Annotated in this window: 13 protein-coding genes; 7 read left to right on the top strand and 6 right to left on the bottom strand. The window is 55.3% G+C overall.

The features are described 5' to 3' along the window. Entirely contained in the window at positions 1 to 741 is a 741-nt protein-coding gene (locus BRA1253DRAFT_RS43585) for a hypothetical protein (RefSeq protein WP_007595504.1), read from the top strand. A 434-nt stretch (positions 742 to 1,175) separates the two neighbouring features. Here the strand turns inward: BRA1253DRAFT_RS43585 and BRA1253DRAFT_RS14810 are convergent, their stop codons facing one another. Continuing rightward, entirely contained in the window at positions 1,176 to 2,372 is a 1,197-nt protein-coding gene (locus BRA1253DRAFT_RS14810) for a glycosyltransferase (protein ID WP_007595503.1), read from the bottom strand. A 144-nt stretch (positions 2,373 to 2,516) separates the two neighbouring features. Between BRA1253DRAFT_RS14810 and BRA1253DRAFT_RS41520 the strand changes: the two genes are divergently transcribed. From BRA1253DRAFT_RS41520 to BRA1253DRAFT_RS43580, 3 genes are read left to right on the top strand one after another with little or no spacing between them, the layout of a single operon-like run. Continuing rightward, complete coding sequence (locus tag BRA1253DRAFT_RS41520; RefSeq protein ID WP_007595502.1) at positions 2,517 to 3,347, top strand: glycosyltransferase family 2 protein; 831 nt, start codon at positions 2,517 to 2,519, stop codon at positions 3,345 to 3,347. After that, positions 3,299 to 4,732, top strand: coding sequence for a hypothetical protein (locus tag BRA1253DRAFT_RS14800; RefSeq protein WP_157158596.1), 1,434 nt, complete (start codon positions 3,299 to 3,301; stop codon positions 4,730 to 4,732). The genes BRA1253DRAFT_RS41520 and BRA1253DRAFT_RS14800 overlap by 49 nt, the downstream gene beginning before the upstream one ends. Continuing rightward, positions 4,662 to 6,053 (top strand): hypothetical protein, encoded by a 1,392-nt coding sequence (locus tag BRA1253DRAFT_RS43580; protein WP_007595500.1) that lies wholly within the window; start codon positions 4,662 to 4,664, stop codon positions 6,051 to 6,053. Before BRA1253DRAFT_RS14800 ends, BRA1253DRAFT_RS43580 begins: the two co-directional genes overlap by 71 nt. A gap of 129 nt (positions 6,054 to 6,182) precedes the next feature. Here BRA1253DRAFT_RS43580 and BRA1253DRAFT_RS46205 read toward each other — a convergent pair whose 3' ends face one another. The 4 genes from BRA1253DRAFT_RS46205 to BRA1253DRAFT_RS14780 form a co-directional block, all read right to left on the bottom strand. Next, entirely contained in the window at positions 6,183 to 6,758 is a 576-nt protein-coding gene (locus BRA1253DRAFT_RS46205; RefSeq protein WP_007595498.1) for a WcaF family extracellular polysaccharide biosynthesis acetyltransferase, read from the bottom strand. Between the two features lie 247 nt (positions 6,759 to 7,005). After that, positions 7,006 to 8,301, bottom strand: a complete 1,296-nt coding sequence (locus BRA1253DRAFT_RS14785; protein ID WP_157158595.1) for a lipopolysaccharide biosynthesis protein — start codon at positions 8,299 to 8,301, stop codon at positions 7,006 to 7,008. A 153-nt stretch (positions 8,302 to 8,454) separates the two neighbouring features. After that, a complete protein-coding gene (locus BRA1253DRAFT_RS41510; protein ID WP_007595496.1) occupies positions 8,455 to 9,060 on the bottom strand; it encodes a DapH/DapD/GlmU-related protein in 606 nt (201 codons plus the stop codon). A gap of 19 nt (positions 9,061 to 9,079) precedes the next feature. After that, complete coding sequence (locus tag BRA1253DRAFT_RS14780) at positions 9,080 to 10,444, bottom strand: undecaprenyl-phosphate glucose phosphotransferase (RefSeq protein ID WP_007595495.1); 1,365 nt, start codon at positions 10,442 to 10,444, stop codon at positions 9,080 to 9,082. Positions 10,445 to 10,815: 371 nt separating this feature from the next. On the opposite strand from BRA1253DRAFT_RS14780, the gene BRA1253DRAFT_RS14775 reads away from it, so the two are divergent. The 3 genes from BRA1253DRAFT_RS14775 (at position 10,816) to BRA1253DRAFT_RS14765 (ending at position 14,938) form a co-directional block, all read left to right on the top strand. Continuing rightward, positions 10,816 to 11,844 carry an ABC transporter substrate-binding protein gene (locus BRA1253DRAFT_RS14775; protein ID WP_245285918.1) on the top strand — a complete coding sequence of 343 codons (1,029 nt, stop codon included), beginning with the start codon at positions 10,816 to 10,818 and terminating at the stop codon, positions 11,842 to 11,844. Positions 11,845 to 12,597: 753 nt separating this feature from the next. Continuing rightward, positions 12,598 to 13,572: a GDP-L-fucose synthase gene (locus tag BRA1253DRAFT_RS14770; protein WP_007595492.1), complete on the top strand. Its 975-nt coding sequence runs from the start codon at positions 12,598 to 12,600 to the stop codon at positions 13,570 to 13,572. Positions 13,573 to 13,630: 58 nt separating this feature from the next. Beyond that, a complete protein-coding gene (locus BRA1253DRAFT_RS14765) occupies positions 13,631 to 14,938 on the top strand; it encodes a WcaI family glycosyltransferase (protein ID WP_007595491.1) in 1,308 nt (435 codons plus the stop codon). A gap of 121 nt (positions 14,939 to 15,059) precedes the next feature. On the opposite strand, the gene gmd is transcribed toward BRA1253DRAFT_RS14765, so the two are convergent. Beyond that, the gene (gene gmd / locus BRA1253DRAFT_RS14760; RefSeq protein ID WP_007595490.1) at positions 15,060 to 16,151 is read right to left on the bottom strand and encodes a GDP-mannose 4,6-dehydratase; all 1,092 of its coding nucleotides are present in this window, start codon (positions 16,149 to 16,151) and stop codon (positions 15,060 to 15,062) included. Between the last annotated feature and the right edge of the window lie 76 nt (positions 16,152 to 16,227).

The following is a 16,227-nucleotide window of genomic DNA, read 5'->3' as shown; positions in this document are numbered from 1 at the left end:
GTGGGCCTCATCGTTCGTAGTGCGCTCCTTACGTTTGGCGTGCTTAGTTTAGTCTGGGCTTATTTGGCGCTGCCTTCTTTCGTGCTTCTTGGGCCAGCGAGAACTGCTACTGACCGCATAAGTGTGGGTGAGCGGTTTAAGCCTGAGTTGGTACGTGAGACACTAGCGCAAGCTATGATCGATCCTGCGACCTTATTGCTGCATCCTGAAATTGCGCGTGTGCGAGCCCTTTTAGCGACGCGTTTAGCGGACGAGGCGCTTCAGAACAGAAGTGGTGATGTTGATACCGAGTCAGAGAGAGCCCGAGAAAATCTTCTGGCCTCGCTTGAGAGGTCTCCTTCCGAGGCACTCCTATGGTTGTCGCTCTATTCTGTAAGCATGCGCTGGAGTGGCTTTGACTCCAAGTATTTCGGCTATCTTAATCAATCTTACTTGGTTGGACCACGTGAGGGCTGGATTGCCAACCAGCGCAGCCGAATAGCGTTGGGCGTATTCCCTATGCTCCCAAGTGGTCTACAGCGGAACGTCCTTGACGAATTCGCCGCACTGGTTGACTCAGGCTTCGTCGAGGATGCTTCGCTGTCGATTCTGGGAGTTGGTTGGACATATCGTGACCGCCTTCTCGAAAATCTCCAACGAGCAGACATCGTGAATCGAGAACAGCTGGCGCGGCGTCTTTCCTGGGAAGGCGTTAGCGTGGCAATTCCAGGCGTGGCGCCTGGAGAAAGGCCTTGGAGGTGATCCGTCAGACTACGGCACTAGCACTATATTTTGCATTTGCAACTTCCCTGGTCGGGTTCGTCGGACCTTTCGCAACCGCTGTCAGGGGGCAGTCTCGCCCGTCACTCACAATGCAAGGTCCGGCTGAGCAATCAAATTCTCCGACGATTCGCGATGCGTTTGGTCGGCCTTGCCTCGATGTAGAAGCAGCTGCTCGTGCTCATGTGGTCAGTCCAGAAATGATGGATCACTTAGTCAGCATAAAGAACAACTGCTCCCGAACTATCCGCTTGAAGGTATGCTATTTCAACTCAGACCGATGTAATGATGTAACGGTGCAGGGCTACAAACGGGTAGATAGCATTCTCGGCACAATGCGAGGGATCCAGTTCTTTCGCTACTCACTCACTCCTCAGAAATGAGATTAACTGAGGTGAGAAGGGCGGCAAGGCGGATCATGGCTGATGGGCGCTCTTCCGGAGAACTTCGGCCAGTCTTATTGCATTCTTCGAGATATCAAAGTCGGCAAGAAACGTGCGGCGCGCTGACGTACTGAGACTTTCTTTCTCCTCGGGTGACATCGAAATAAACCGCTTCAAGAGCGATCGAACCCCGTCCGAATCGTCATTATCGACAAGGCCCGCTTTTCCCGCTAGGATCTCTCTCCAGATATTGACCTTGTTGGTGATTAATACCGGCCTGCCGCAGGCAAGAGCCTCTGCGACGACAATCCCGAAGTTTTCCTGATGGGATGGCAAAACAAACGCTTCGCAAGAGCGAAAGGCTCCCCACTTCTCGTCACCTACCAACATTCCGGGCCAATGTATTCTGTCGCCGATTCCGAGCTCGTTTGCGCGCCTCTTCAGTCGCTCGATCAGGCCGGGATCACCGGGGCCCGCTATCACAAGGTCGAGCTCTGGAGCGCTGCTAGCAACCTCCGAAAATGCATCTATGAGCAAATCGCACCCCTTTTTAGGGTGGATCCTACTTAGAAAAAGCAAAAAGTCTCTGCCGCCCAAAGATCCAACCCGTTGGCGAAACGCTGCCTTCTGCGAGCTTGCACCGCTCGGAGCATCAGCCGTACCGTAACTTATCACTCGCTCCTGCACTCGATAGGGATAGAACGCGTTCCGAGCCAGTATTCTTTCCTCTTCGCAGGTGAATAAGACTTCATGGGCATTCGCTAAAAGAGGTCCCTCCACGAGCCACCATGAAACCTGCTTAGCGATCGTCTTAATCGGATACGTTCGGCGAAACCATGGATCGAGCATGCCGTGAGTGAACACGAGGTAAGGTACATCCAAATCCGGAAGCGCCCGCCTCGCAGCCGCAGTCGCATAATTCCAGAGCCCGCTCACCAGGACGACGTCATATTTTTGCACGTTATCACGCAGCCATTGGACAAGCCTTGGCGCATAGCCATAGCGTACCCAAGGGAACAGCTTCTTTGTTGCGCGAAGTTCGCTACGTGTTTGTCCCAGAGGGAATACAACGAGCGGGAAACCTTTCAACCAAGGATCGGCCGGATGATCTAGCGTCACAAGATCCCTCGTATGGCCTAGGCTTGAGAGAACCTCCGAAGACCGTATAATGCCTTCGATAGGCCCGCCATAGCGGGGGTCAGCTGTTGGGATGATATGGAGTATCTTCACGGTTGTCCTCTGGCGGCAGATTTGGATGGCGAGAAATTGTAGAGGAGACGGTGGCACGAAAGTCTACGGGCTGCTTCGCTTTCTACCAGATGACCTGTATCCCACGACGTAAACGTTTCTTCCCAAGCATGGTTATTTCTTCAGATGCAGAATAATACTAGGCCTACCGTTGCTGTCTTGTTGACGTGCCACAATCGGCGCGAAACAACCTTAAGAACTTTGAAGTCGGTCCAGGCGGCGGTACAAGATTCATGTCATCCTAGGATTGTATTAGTCGACGATGGTTCGCGGGATGGCACGGCCGAAGCAGTTAAGCAAGCATATCCGGATGCTGTCGTTCGGAGCGGCGATGGTCAACTATATTGGAACGGCGGCATGCGACTGGCTTGGGAAGTCGCTTCAGCTGGGCAGCCAGATTTTTATTTGTGGCTCAACGACGACACCCAGTTAAGGCCAAATGCAATAAAGGATCTTCTCGAACGCTACGAGCGAGCAGCTCGTAGTCGGACGATAATCGTTGGTCGCACGGTGGATCCTGCGAGCAAAGAGACGACCTACGGAGGCTATCGTCACGCGAACGGGGTTTCCAAAATTCGGTTTCGGCGCCTCACTTCCAATGAGGAGCGCTGCCATACGATGAACGGAAATTGCGTTTTGATCCCTGGGATGGCTCTAGGTGAGGTCGGAGGCATGCGCTCTCAGTATCGACATGCCTTTGGAGACAACGACTATGGTCTCAGGGCAACAAAATGCGGCTATGACCTTCTCGAATTGAAGGAGCCTATCGCAGAGCAAGAAAGGAATTTCGCCTATCACGAGGCCGTCCGAACCCTAACGCTCAAGAATTGGAGGTTTATACTCTTCCACCCAAAAGGTGTTCCTGTTCGAGAGTGGTTTTTCTTCTGCAAGACTCACGGTGGCTGGTTATGGCCTGTGAATTTTGCCGTTCGGTATTTGAAAATGGTGTGGCGCTGATGGTTGCTTCAATGAGGCTGGCATCGTCACTTCCCGCTTACGGTCGATCACGGGCGGTATTCATCTTCGTGGGAGTATTTTTTCTCGCTGGCGCCGTTCAATATGCGCCCGCCGCCTTCTCCGATTCAAGCTCCAGTACACCTCTCTATTGGAGATTTCAGGAAACTGATTTGGAGCAGGTCGGTCCTCTAAGGTACGTCAAGGACGCGGTTCTTTTGCTGTTTGGCGCGTACTGGCCCTTTGTCGTGTCGCGCTTCCCGTCAGCGATCCATGCGTTGTTTAAATACGCCGTGTGGTTTTTGGCCGTCTTGTGCTTCGGATTAATCGCCTACGTTGCGGATACGGGATTTTTGCCGTTCGTTACGGCAGGTCTTCGGTGGTTGCTGATTCTGCATGCGGCAGTTGGAGTCGCAGCACTCGCACTATTGGGCAGATCATCGGCCTTCAGCGAGCGTTTTATGGTTACAATGCTGATTGCGATTTGCCTGTTTGATCTTTATCCCGTGCTCCGGCAGCTTGGTGGTGCAAGCGTTGCCAACTTGGCCGTTATTCGATTGCCCGGCATGTTCAGCAATGCCGGAACCGCAGGATATTTTTCTGTTGCATGTGGAATTCTTGCACTTATTTCCACCAAAGCGGGGCCGGGCAGGTGTTGGAGCTTGGCGGTACTCAGCCTGTTGATCGCGGCTACGTCAGGTACGCGCTACGCAATTCTCGCCAACCTGCTCTTGATGATCTCAAGCTACAGCCGAAGCTCCTCTAGAGCTGGTCTGAATCTCAAGGTTATTCGCACTTACCTCTTGTTTTTCGTAATCGTTCCTTCAGCTCTCATTGGAGGGGTGGCGCTCATCGCGTTCGCTGGACGCGATGGGCTTGTCGACCAGCAAATGGCTCAAGGAGGGCGACTGGCAAACCTTTTACTCGTCTGGGACGAGATCGAGCGGGCCGATGCATTCGATGTCTTATTTGGACGCGGCATCGGGGTTGGTACAAATACGGCTCAGGGGATTGCGGCCGCAAATCAAATTGATCCGTTGTCCGTTAAATGGAACATCCTTATCGACAATACGATTGTAACGACCTTCTTGCAGTTAGGGTTGCTCGGCTCGGTTCTGGTGTGGGTGGGAGTGGCGTCGATGCTCTGGCCTCTGGCCCGAAAGGAAGCCGTGCCAATTCTTATTGTCATTGCGCTCGGATTGATCACTCAAAATATGTTTGAGCAGTATTTCTTGATGCTTGCCTTTGCTCTTGGGCTAGCAGTAACAAGAAAATCCTCATTTGAAGTCAAGTCACGCCCTATGCTTGGAGCTTTCGATGGTAACGCGCCGGGACTTTATTCAAGGAGTCGCGCTGGCCGCCAGCTCAGGCGTAGTAACTCGGTCTAGTTTTGCCGAATTCCAGCCAGCCGATTCTGTTCAAGCAATTATCTTGTCTGGGTTCAACCAGCCGGGAGATCGAGGAAGAGGCGCCTTATACGCGCGAGGTGACGCAACCGGTCTTCTTCCGATCAAGGATCGATCAGGCAGTTGGTGGAACCTGAATGCCAACACTGGCGAAGTGTGGGCCGGTTGGTTCGGTGCACTTGGTTTAGCCGATGACACCGCTGCACTTCAGTTGGCGATCGATCATGTGTATCGACAGGGTGGTGGTACTGTGCGGATCAGTGCAGGCGAGTATACCGTTGCAAGTGTAAGTGGTTACGCCGAGATCGCGGCTCATGATGATGGACAACTTGTGGGGTTTCCCGCAATCGAGCCGGAGGTTGTGCAATCGCAAGCATTTGCGGTTCGAGTACCTGGAGGCGTCAGGATTGTCGGCGAGTTTGGAACCTACTTTAAGGGCTCATACACTTTTGGAAATGCAAGCAGAGACGAACTGATTTGCTTCGCTATTGACGGCTCTGGTTTTGTACAAAGCGTCGCGATTGAAAACATAACGTTTCGAAATTACTTCATGGCAATTGGCTCTCCGAAGGCGAACCTTGTCATGGCGAAATTTGAAAACCTACGATTTGAAAATTGCGCACTAGGCTTATACGTGAGGCAGCTTGAGCGATGTTACGTCGACCGCGTAACTGCGCAAGGTACCGGTTGTGTTGTCGCTGTTGGTGGGCAATGGTGTTCGAGAGAGGACGTTTATCAGGAAGGGGGCGGATTCTGCGACAAGACCTATTTCGGTACAATTCACAACATCTATCAGCGTGTGATGGGCACTGCAGAAGCTGCGATAGACGACTATTTTGACAGGTCCTTCTACAAAACCAGGAATGAGCGAATCCGCCTTGGTCCGCCGACTTATGCGCGGTCGATTGCTCGGAACTTCAAATATCGCGGACTCTGCGGAAGGGCAGTATATATAATGGCGCGCCATGGCCGACCAAGTAACGCAAATACGTTTCGATTGATCAGTCATGCTTACGCCCCAAGAGCTGCGCTTTGGATCGATGCTGCGCTAGCTTGCACGGGTGACGTAGTTTACCTGGAGAACTGCGGTTACCAAGATAACGTTAACCGCAAAGGTGGTATAGGCGAAGTGTTCGTTGACACTTACCTGGGTGATCGAGTGCGCGTTCCGGCCTTTGTGAAGGGGGTCAATTGCAAGATCGACGCTCAGAAGGTCTTCTGCGAACGACTGGTATTGGAGCCTGAGTCTCCCGATCATTTTATGTTCAAGTCTGATGTCCTCTTCACTAGCGGGAATCGTTAGCGAGAACGGGCGAGGGTCTCTTCAAGGAAGTTGAGCAAAACGGGATTCATCATTGATGCGTAAGCACCAAGGTGGCGTCCTTCTGCAAGCAACGCTGAAAGGCCGGACCGCAGAATCTAGCACGTCTCTCTAGGTTAGAGACGCAGCCCGATATCCCTTCACTTCGGCGGGATGGCCGGCGACAATCGTGCCAGGATCGACGTTGCGTAACACCGTACTTCTGGCGGCCACTATGGCACCGGCGCCGACTGTCACGCCTGGTGCGATAAAGCAGTCCGTGGCGATCCAAGCTTCCCGCTCAATGATGACGGGATCGGCTACCAGCGGAAAAGTAATGTCCTGATAATTGTGAGTAGCCGCACAAATGTAGGATCGCTGTGATATCACAGCATTGTCTCCGATAGTAATGTGTCCGAGGCTGTAAATTTCGGCGTGATCGCCGACCCAACAGTGGTTACCAAATCTAACTTTCCAAGGGTAGGTCACTCGAGCCGTGGGCCTGATGAGTACGCCTCTTCCAACCTCTGCGCCAAACAGGCGAAGCAGCCAACGGCGCCAAAAAAAAGCCGGCTGGGGAGACCAAGCGAACAAAGTCTGTTGAATCGTTTGCCAGACAAGTACTGTGAGCCAGGATCGCCCTCTGAATTCTGGCGGTGTTCTAAACCGCGACAGGTCCTGATATTTCGGCCCCTTCTGGTCTATCATTCATTTCCCCGGTCAACGTGTGCGTGTCTTAGCAGCCCTGGAAAGCGCCGTTTGCGAGGCCTTGAAGCCTGATCCAACTTTTTGGCAAGGAGCGTCAAAGTTCAGATTCGGAAGTAAATATCTCCCCGCCGGTAGACGGCCTGCATGCCGTGCCGTTGATTGCGGCTAGCAGTGCACTGACGGCGATCGTAGGCTCGCGCCATACCGCACGTGATTCGAATGATGGTGAGGGGCTTGGTCCCAGGGCTCACGTTCTAGTGTCTTTAACCATCTGGCTCCTTAGAACTTTTCTGAGTTTCAGTATAACCGGTATCCCGGGGCAAATCACGTAGCAGGCGGAGAGAGCCCAAACTCCGCCGGCTACGCCGAAATGACCGTACGCCAAGAGCTTTGCTGGAAACGCCGAAAGGGTGAGCAATACTGAGGTTATCGTCTGAAATCGATATTGCCTAGCACTATTCAGGTAAGCGTTATACGCGTACGAGGCGGACTCGATTGTTTTCCAGACAGCAAGCCCGACTAGTAGACTAAGAGGTGGATCGACCTTCCCGCTCACCCATGCTTGCAAAATCAACGGCATCGCTGCGATCAGCATTAATCCGCAGGTCGCTGACGACAGGCACGCTATTAGCAACGCCTTACGTAGGGTGATACCGACCCAAGCCGCTTCGCCGCGAGCTAGAGCTTCGCTCATGGCTGGCCACAATGGGACGAGAGCCATGGAAAGGATAATGCTGGGGAGACTCATCAATCTTTCAGGGACCGAGTAGATAGGAACTGAAGACGAGCCAAGACTATGGGATATCAGCACCGCATCTGAATTATAAACCAGCGCCGACATCACTTGGATCGACAAAAACATAGAGCCGATCTGAAGAGACTCCAGTAGTTTAGATCTTCCAACTAGAAGTATCGAAGGTCGGTAAGGAGCGCCAGCGTAACAGAAGAAAAAGACCGTGTTGAGCACATTGGTAAACAGAGGTGCTGCCATATAGATGATGACAATGTCTGGTAGTGTGGACCCGTTGTGAAGCGAGACTACAATACCGAAAAGTGAGGCAATAGTGGAGGCGATTTGCCAGAGACTTGCTACAAAACTGGTCTGGAATCCAATTTGAATCTTCTGGATTAGAGCCAATGGCATGTTCAGCAGGAAAAGGATCAGGAAGCATTTGAATGCGTGCTGAATTTCAATATTGACGGCTTGATTCGACGAACCGATTGGCGACAGGCTTGCTCCCGCAAGCAGGGCAAGTGAATAAAGGATCAGCAGAATCAGAGCGACTGTGGCGAGCACAAAATATGCATTTGTGATCGATCTGCGAATGCCCAGCCTGTCCTCTTTGCCCGCCGCCGCCGATATATCATTGATAATTCCATTGCCGATGCCTAGGTCAGCAAACGAAAGGAATAGCGTCAAGGAGGCTATGGCTGTCCACGCGCCAAATTGTTCAAGGCCCAAATGATTCAAAAGGATTGGTATGAGGAGTAGATTGGCTCCGATTGCGGTTCCTCGAGCAATCATGCTCGAGAGAGCGCTCAACGACACTCTTCGAGCTCGTTCTTGTACCCGTCCCGTCACCGAATTGGTGTCAAAACTTCTCAGTCGGATGACGCGCTTTGCCTGATGAAATGCATTGAACACTCGCTTCGCAAGTGCAGGAGCGAATTGTGACTGTGTTGGCATTGGTTCACATTAGAGCGTAGCAGGCGGATTCTCAAACCGAAGCTCACGTATTTTTCTTGCAGGAGAGCCAGCATAAATCGAGTTTGGCTCCACATCGCCCACCACGACGCTGCCTGCCCCGATCACAGCGTTGTCACCAATCCTAACACCTTTGCAAACGATGCTTCTTGTTCCTATGAATACGTTGTTTCCCACGATGACTTCAGACACGTTCTGAGGACTAACCTGAGCAAAACGGCGATCCAACGTATCGGGCGGGTGAAAATCAGTGTCGAAAATCATTACATCTGCTCCCATTAGGCAGCCTTCGCCGATTTGGATACCCTTGTGTGCGCAAAGTACCGTGCCGCTCAACCCGCTGTTGCGGCCAATTTCGATGACTGCGCCCTCAGCCAACGTTCTCAGTATTACAGGAGATCTCACGCCTAGAGCAGTTGCGGAAGAGTGAGAGGTCAATACGCAGCCGTCTTTGATAATGATTCTTGAATTGCGTGCTTGGGATACTACGGGAAACCCATGAAAGCGCACATTCTTGCCTATCTCAAATCCCTGTCTAGGGAGTAGCAGCTTTGCAAGCGCGTCCGCAATCCTGAGGCGAATCTTGATGAAGATCATTGAGGGGGCCGAGTCGGTCTTAGTACGCCGAACCTTGGATAAATCCGGCCATTAACGTGCGCAGCAAGATCTTTAAGTCCAGCCACAAGCTCCAATTATTAATGTACCACAGATCATACTCCACGCGCTTCTGCATCAGCTCGAGCGTGCGGGTTTCTCCGCGGTAACCATTAACCTGGGCCCAGCCGGTGATGCCGGGCTTCACATGGTGGCGGAAGGCGTAGTTGCCGATGATCTGCTCATATTCGGTGTTGTGGGCGGCCGCGTGCGGGCGGGGGCCGACCAGCGACATGTCGCCCTTGAGCACGTTGAAGAGCTGCGGCAGCTCGTCGATCGAGGTCTTGCGCAGCCATTTGCCGATTGCAGTCACGCGCGGGTCGTTCTTTTGCGCCTGCACGATTTTCGGGCCGTCCTCGAGCACGCGCATGGTGCGGAACTTGAAGATCTTGAAGGCGCGGCCATTGAAGCCGTTGCGGGTCTGGCGGAAGAACACCGGCCCCTTCGAGGTCGCCTTGATCAGCACGGCGGTCACCAGCATCACGGGGGCGAACACGATCAGCGCCAGGCTTGTGCCGGCAAGGTCGAGCGTGCGCTTGAGCGCGCGTTCGTTCCAGGACAGCGGCGCGCGGCGCAGCTCCGCGGTGAAGGTGTTGCCGGTGCTTTGCAGCGGATAGCGCAGGAAGCGCGCGGCGTGGGAATCGGGCACCAGATGCACGGGAACGGGCAGGATCTTCAGCGCGTCCAGGATGCTGTCGATGGCGTGCTGCCGGCTCCAGCTCATCAGCAGGAAGATGTGCTCGACCCGGTTCTCGCGCGCATAGGCGATCAGCTCGTCAAAGCGCGGTGCGATCGCCGACAGCAGCAGCGGCGAGGCAAGGTCGGTGGAGCGGATCTCCATGATCCGCATCAGGCGATAGCCGTGATGGGCAAGATCCATCATGGTGTTGGAGGCGGCCGGCAGCCCGAATTCGGCGATCATGACCGCGCGGCTGTTGGCGAACGCGCCGGTCGCAAGCGCCCTGGCGGTCCAGCGCCCGGCCGCTAGCTTCCAGGCCAGCAGCACGGCCAGCCCGACCAGGTAGAACGAGATCGTGGTGCCGCGGGAAAAGTCTTCGCTGACCTTCATGGTGAAGGCGATCGCCAGCAGCGCGCCGAACAGCCCGGTCCACGTCGTCAGCGTGATGCGGAACGCGCGCGGCAGGTTGGTGATGTTCTTCAGGCGGTAGCCGTGCTGGACCGTGGTCAGCAGGATGAAGTTGATTGCAACCACGACGCTCGCCGCGGCGTAGACATTCGCCTTGCCGAGCGCCGATTGCGTGTAGAGGTGATAGGCGACCGCGCAGCCGAGCCCGCTCAGCACCACCAGCACGGCGTCGCAGACCATCACCAGTCGCTCCACAACCAGTGGGCGAAGAAAGTTCCATGCCAAACCCTGGGGCGCCGGCGAAATTGGCTCCACCACGCGGATTTCCGCAGCCGAATCAGGGACGGAAGCCGGTCGAGCCGATAAAAGTGTCATCGCGCTAATGCTCACTTACGAACAATTCACTATCCGAATACACCGTGCTATCGGGCAGAATCGCAATTAAAACAAGGCGAAGAAAAAAGTAACCTTACCCCAATGGGTTGATAGTAGCGCATCTTTGCCCCTGCCCAATATGTTAAATGTCACAGTTCGTTAGGAAGCTCTCAAGGAAGCTCTCAGTGACTCAGACCCGGTCCCGGCGGCGATCCAGGAGAAGGTTCAGCCGGTATGTGGCGATCGGCCTTGCGACCGTTGCCCTGCTGGGCTTGGCCTTTATCACGCTGCGCCCAGATTCGGTGCCGCCGCGGCGGGCATCGAACCCCGCGGCCGCGGCAAGTCTGCTCCTCGACGGACCCTACGCGGCGCGCTTTGCCGGCGAATTGATCGCGCTCAAGCAGGGCTTTTTCACTTCCCAGATCGCGTTGCGCCCGCACCCTGATGACCCGAACTTCGTCGAGACGATCGCACGCGAGCATGCCATTGGCGTGACAAGCGGCCAAAAGTTTCTGTTGGCTGCTTGGCGCGGCGTGCCCGTAACGGCGTTCGCCGCAAGCTTCCTCGACACATCGATTGCGCTTTTTACCCTGGAAAGCTCCGGGTTGCGCCGGCCGCCCGACCTGGTCGGCAAGCGCGTCGGTTATCGCAGGACCAGCGAAGGAGACGTAATCTTCGATGCGATGATGGCGCAGCTCGGCCTGCCGCGCAGTCAAGTGACAAAGGTGGTCGATCGCGACAGCTTCGATGCGCTCCGGGCCGGCGAGGTCGACGCCATCATCGCCGCCATCGATGACCGGCCAACTCCGTCCGGTACGGGCCACGCCCGGCTGAATGTGATCAAGCCGCAGGACTACGGCATTCATGTCCCAGGGCTGGTCTATTTCGCCAGCAACGATCTTATTCATGACCGTCCATCCGTGATCACCGACGTGCTCCAAGGTCTTATCCGCGGCTGGCAGTTCGCCTATGGCGATTATGCACGAAGCGTGCCTGTTCTCGCCAGTTTTGCTCCCGAAAGGCTCAGCCCGGATCGCCTGAAAGCCGAGTTGCAGCAGCAGCGGAGCCTCATCTTGCCAACCGGTGGCCGCATCGCCGACTACGACGAAAGCCGCTGGAGGACGCTTCGGGACATCCTGATGTTCGCGAAGCTGGGTGAGGAGGAGGTGCCGCTCGCCCAGGTAGTCAACTATCAGTTTCTCCGGGACGTTTATCGTCGCTCGCCCGATCTTGGCTCGCCCGGCGCCTGGAGCGGAGACAACTAGGGCCAAGAAGCCACAGTTCTGCGCCATATCGCTTCGAACATAAATTCGGTGCGTCGGATCGGTTGCGTTCCTCCCCTGGGCCTTGGTAGTCTGTTTCGTCTATTTCACGGCGATTTCTGGGGTGATTGACGAAGCACAGTGCCGCCGAAGCAGTTCTCGCAGGGCTGAGTGGCTTCGCTGATGAGTTCGTTGGGGCAAAGGAGCTTTACAAATGTTCAAGACGTTTGCGCAGGTCGGGCTTTTGGCGTTGGCCACTTCTCTGTGTGCAGCGAGCGGCGCAAGTGCCGGCATGCAGATGCCTGCAAGCGCGGCTTTGCTCACGGGTGCCGCCCAGGTAACGCCGATCACCTTTTGGGCACAACCCTATCCATACCGTTATGTGCCGTCGCGTCACTGTCCGCTCGTTCGGGTAGAGACTCCGTACGGCTGGTATTTGGATCGCGTCTGCGCCCCCGAGGGTCCCATCCTCCGACGTGCGTACTGATCCGCTGGACTAAATAATGTTTTATCGAACAAGCAGCCGTGCGGCTCGCGCGGCTGCTTGTCTATTTTGTCGCCAATGGCCTGCTTTGAGTTTGTGCACCCTGCTGCAGTTCACCATTAATATCCTCGCCGTGTTAGGCGGGCTGCTCGATGGTGAAGATTGTGTTAGCGAGTGAGAACGCGCACGAGTCTTGCTTGACGCATCAGCGCGCCGCGTGAATGGGCTGTACTGTCGGTTTTTCCGCATAGGTGTGACCGAAGAGGGGATGTATGACAGGGGCTTCTACCTACGATCTTTCGGGCAAGCGGGTCTTCGTCGCGGGTCATCGCGGCATGGTCGGTTCAGCCATTGTGCGGCGTCTTGCTTCCGAAAATTGCACGGTGCTTGTTGCCGATCGTCGCGAGCTGGATCTGACGAAGGAAGAGCCGACGCTGCGATGGCTGGAATCCAACCGTCCGGACGCGGTGGTGCACGCTGCTGCAAAAGTCGGAGGCATTGCTGCGAACAGCAGCTTTCCTGTCGACTTTCTCTGCGAAAATCTAGCGATCGAACTCAATGTGATCCGCGCAAGTCACGCCATCGGCGTTCAGCGCCTGTTGTTTCTGGGCTCGTCTTGCATCTATCCCAAGCATGCCAAGCAGCCGATTGCGGAGCGTGAATTATTGACTGGGCCGCTTGAGCCGACAAACGAATGGTACGCCATCGCGAAGATCGCGGGTCTCAAGATGTGCCAGGCCTATCGTCGCCAATATGGGGACGATTACATTTCGGTGATGCCCACCAACTTGTACGGCCGTGGCGATAACTACCACCCCGATCACAGTCACGTACCGGCCGCGCTGATCCGCCGCTTCCATGAAGCAAAGCTCGCGCAAGCACCGAGCGTGAGTGTCTGGGGCACGGGCACGCCGCTTCGCGAGTTTCTCAACGTCGAAGACTTCGCCGACGCGTGTATCTTCCTTCTGAAGAACTATTCAAGCGACCAGCCGATCAATGTCGGTAGCGGCGACGAATTATCGATTGGCGATTTTGCGGCAACGGTTGCAGACGTGGTGGGCTATCGGGGCAAGCTGGTCTTCGATACGTCCAAGCCGGACGGTACGCCGCGTAAGCTGCTCGATAGCTCGCGGGTGCGGGCGCTTGGTTGGCAGCCAAATACTTCTTTGCGCGCCGGTCTCGCTGCTGCGTATGCGGATTTTCTAAAAGGCTACGGTCGTCATTTGGAGGTTAGCGCCACCAGCTGAGCCAGCTATTCTGCTGCAATAGTTTAATCTCTGAAAAACTTACTTGGATTGCGCCTTTATGCGGGTTCTTTTGGTCGGCATCAATTATGCCCCCGATCTGATCGGAGTGGCAAAATACAATAGCGAGCTCTGCGAAAGCCTCGTCACCGAAGGTCACGAGGTCAGGGTGATCACGGCTCCGCCGTATTATCCCGCCTGGAAGATTCCGCACCGCTTCAGTAGTTCTTACTTCAGAACGAGGCATATCGATGGCGTTCGGGTCACGCGTACGCCGATCTATGTGCCCGAACATCCGTCAGGGGCGAAGCGACTTATCCATCATGCCTCCTTCGCACTCTCGAGCGCAGTGCCGGCCCTCGCGAATGCGCTCTCCTGGCGACCAGACGTCATGATCGCGGTAGCCCCGTCTCTGATGTCCGCTGCCTTCGTCTCGTTCGTTGCTCGTCGCGTCGGCGCGAAATCGTGGCTCCACATTCAGGATTTCGAGGTCGATGCAGCGTTCGATCTTGGTCTGCTGCGCAATGGTTCCTTGCGCAAATGGATGCTTAGAACTGAAGCAGCGATCCTCAAATCCTTCGATCATGTTTCGACTATCTCTCAGCCGATGATGGATCGCCTGATCCTCAAAGGCGTGGACTTCGATAAAGCAGTTGAGGTCAGAAATTGGATTGATACCCGGGCGATCTGCCCCGCCTCGCGGATGACGAAATATCGCGAGCAGCTCAAGCTTGGCGAGACCGACATCGTTGCGCTCTACTCCGGAACGATGTCGAGAAAGCAAGGGCTTGAATTCGTGATCGAGGCCGCGATCGGGTTGGAGCAAAGCCATCCACATATTCGGTTTATTCTTGCCGGCGACGGACCAGATAAGACGAGGCTCGAGCAATTGGCCGCCGGGCATTCCAACATCCACTTTTTCGGGCTTCAGCCCAAGGAAAGCTTCAACGAGTTGTTGGCAACTGCCGATTTCCACCTGATTCCGCAGAAGGCGGAGGCGGCCGATCTGGTGTTGCCTTCCAAGCTTGGCGCGATCTTTGCGTCCGCTCGGCCAGTCATCGCCATGGCCGAAGAGGGTACGGGGCTTGCGGCGGAAGTCATCGGCGCGGGCCTTGTGACTCCACCTGGAGATTCGTCCGCTCTTCAAGCCGCAATTTGCCAGCTTAGTGAGGCATCCGCCCTCCGCGAACATTACGGGGAGGAAGGAAGAAAGCGAGCCCTTGATCGGTGGGACCGACAAACAATTGTTCGTCGGTGGTCGGAAGTCATGGCGGACGAGCGCAAGTCGACAGGGGCGATGGGAATCGGACCGACAAGCGCTAACGACAACATTGGACTTCCAGTGGAGGATGCGGTTCGGTTGCCCTGAGGCGTCTGGCCTCGACTGCGGAGAAATGACGTCTGCTGACGAACAAGAGCAGCCAAAGGTGAGCGTCGCGATGAGCGCTTACCTCCGGCCCGCTCGCGGTGACGGCTGATCTAACTCAGGATCACTCGTGACGCGGAAAGTATCTGAATCCGTGCTGCTTGATCAGTTCGTCGCGCTTTGCCGATTCGAGGTCTTCCTTCATCATTTCCTGAACCAGAGACTCGAAGGAGGTCGTTGGCTCCCATCCGAGTTTCTGCTTCGCTTTCGCGGGATCTCCCAAGAGAGTTGCGACCTCTGTGGGCCGGAAATAGCGAGGGTCGACCGAGACGATACATTTGCCGGTAGAGACGTCATAGCCCTTCTCATCGACGTCGCTGCCTTCCCAGCGAATCCTTATTCCGACTTCGCTGGCCGCAATATTAACGAAGTCTCTCACGGAATGCTGCACACCAGTGGCGATGACGAAATCCTCCGGCTTCTCCTGCTGCAGCATCAACCACTGCATCTCGACGTAGTCGCGGGCGTGGCCCCAGTCGCGCAGCGCGTCGAGATTGCCCAAATACAGGCGCTCCTGAAGACCTAAATGGATTCGCGCGAGTGCTCGCGTGATCTTTCGGGTAACGAAGGTCTCACCGCGAACAGGAGACTCGTGATTGAACAGGATGCCGTTGCAAGCATACATGCCGTACGCTTCGCGATAGTTCACCGTGATCCAATAGGCGTAGAGCTTGGCGACTGCGTAAGGAGAGCGCGGATAAAAAGGAGTGGTCTCCTTCTGCGGAATTTCCTGAACCAGTCCGTATAGTTCGGAAGTCGATGCCTGGTAAAAGCGGGCCGTCTTCTCGAGCCCCACGATGCGCATGGCTTCGAGAATCCGCAGCGTCCCCAGCCCATCGGAATTCGCAGTGTATTCGGGTTCCTCGAACGACACGGCCACATGGCTCTGCGCAGCCAGATTGTAAATTTCGTCAGGCTGTACCTGGGCAACTATCCGGATGAGGCTGGAGGAGTCCGTCAGATCGCCGTAGTGCAGCCGGAACGGCGGATCGGGCTCGTGTGGATCGAGATAAAGATGATCGATGCGATCGGTATTGAAGAGGGAGGTCCGGCGCTTGATGCCATGGACTTCATAGCCCTTCCCTAGAAGCAGCTCGGCCAGGTAGGCCCCGTCCTGGCCCGTAACACCGGTAATTAATGCGCGCTTTTTGGTCATGCAAATTCTCACAGACTGGATGCGTGTTCTTACCCAATAGCCTGTCCCGTTGCTACCCGCGGCAGAGTATTTTTGA

It is taken from the genome of Bradyrhizobium sp. WSM1253, from assembly GCF_000244935.1.
GTDB classification, from domain to species: Bacteria; Pseudomonadota; Alphaproteobacteria; order Rhizobiales; family Xanthobacteraceae; genus Bradyrhizobium; species Bradyrhizobium canariense.
Note: the sequence above shows the minus strand (reverse complement) of the source record. Positions and strands in the feature narration are given on the sequence as shown.

Coding starts and splice junctions, on each gene's coding strand:
- BRA1253DRAFT_RS14780 (WP_007595495.1), bottom strand. CDS start 10,444: ATGGTCTGCGACGCCGTGCTGGTGGTGCTGAGCGGGCTCGGCTGCGCG.
- BRA1253DRAFT_RS14770 (WP_007595492.1), top strand. CDS start 12,598: ATGACAGGGGCTTCTACCTACGATCTTTCGGGCAAGCGGGTCTTCGTC.
- BRA1253DRAFT_RS43580 (WP_007595500.1), top strand. CDS start 4,662: ATGGTAACGCGCCGGGACTTTATTCAAGGAGTCGCGCTGGCCGCCAGC.
- BRA1253DRAFT_RS41520 (WP_007595502.1), top strand. CDS start 2,517: ATGCAGAATAATACTAGGCCTACCGTTGCTGTCTTGTTGACGTGCCAC.
- gmd (WP_007595490.1), bottom strand. CDS start 16,151: ATGACCAAAAAGCGCGCATTAATTACCGGTGTTACGGGCCAGGACGGG.
- BRA1253DRAFT_RS41510 (WP_007595496.1), bottom strand. CDS start 9,060: ATGATCTTCATCAAGATTCGCCTCAGGATTGCGGACGCGCTTGCAAAG.
- BRA1253DRAFT_RS46205 (WP_007595498.1), bottom strand. CDS start 6,758: ATGATAGACCAGAAGGGGCCGAAATATCAGGACCTGTCGCGGTTTAGA.
- BRA1253DRAFT_RS14800 (WP_157158596.1), top strand. CDS start 3,299: ATGGCCTGTGAATTTTGCCGTTCGGTATTTGAAAATGGTGTGGCGCTG.
- BRA1253DRAFT_RS14765 (WP_007595491.1), top strand. CDS start 13,631: ATGCGGGTTCTTTTGGTCGGCATCAATTATGCCCCCGATCTGATCGGA.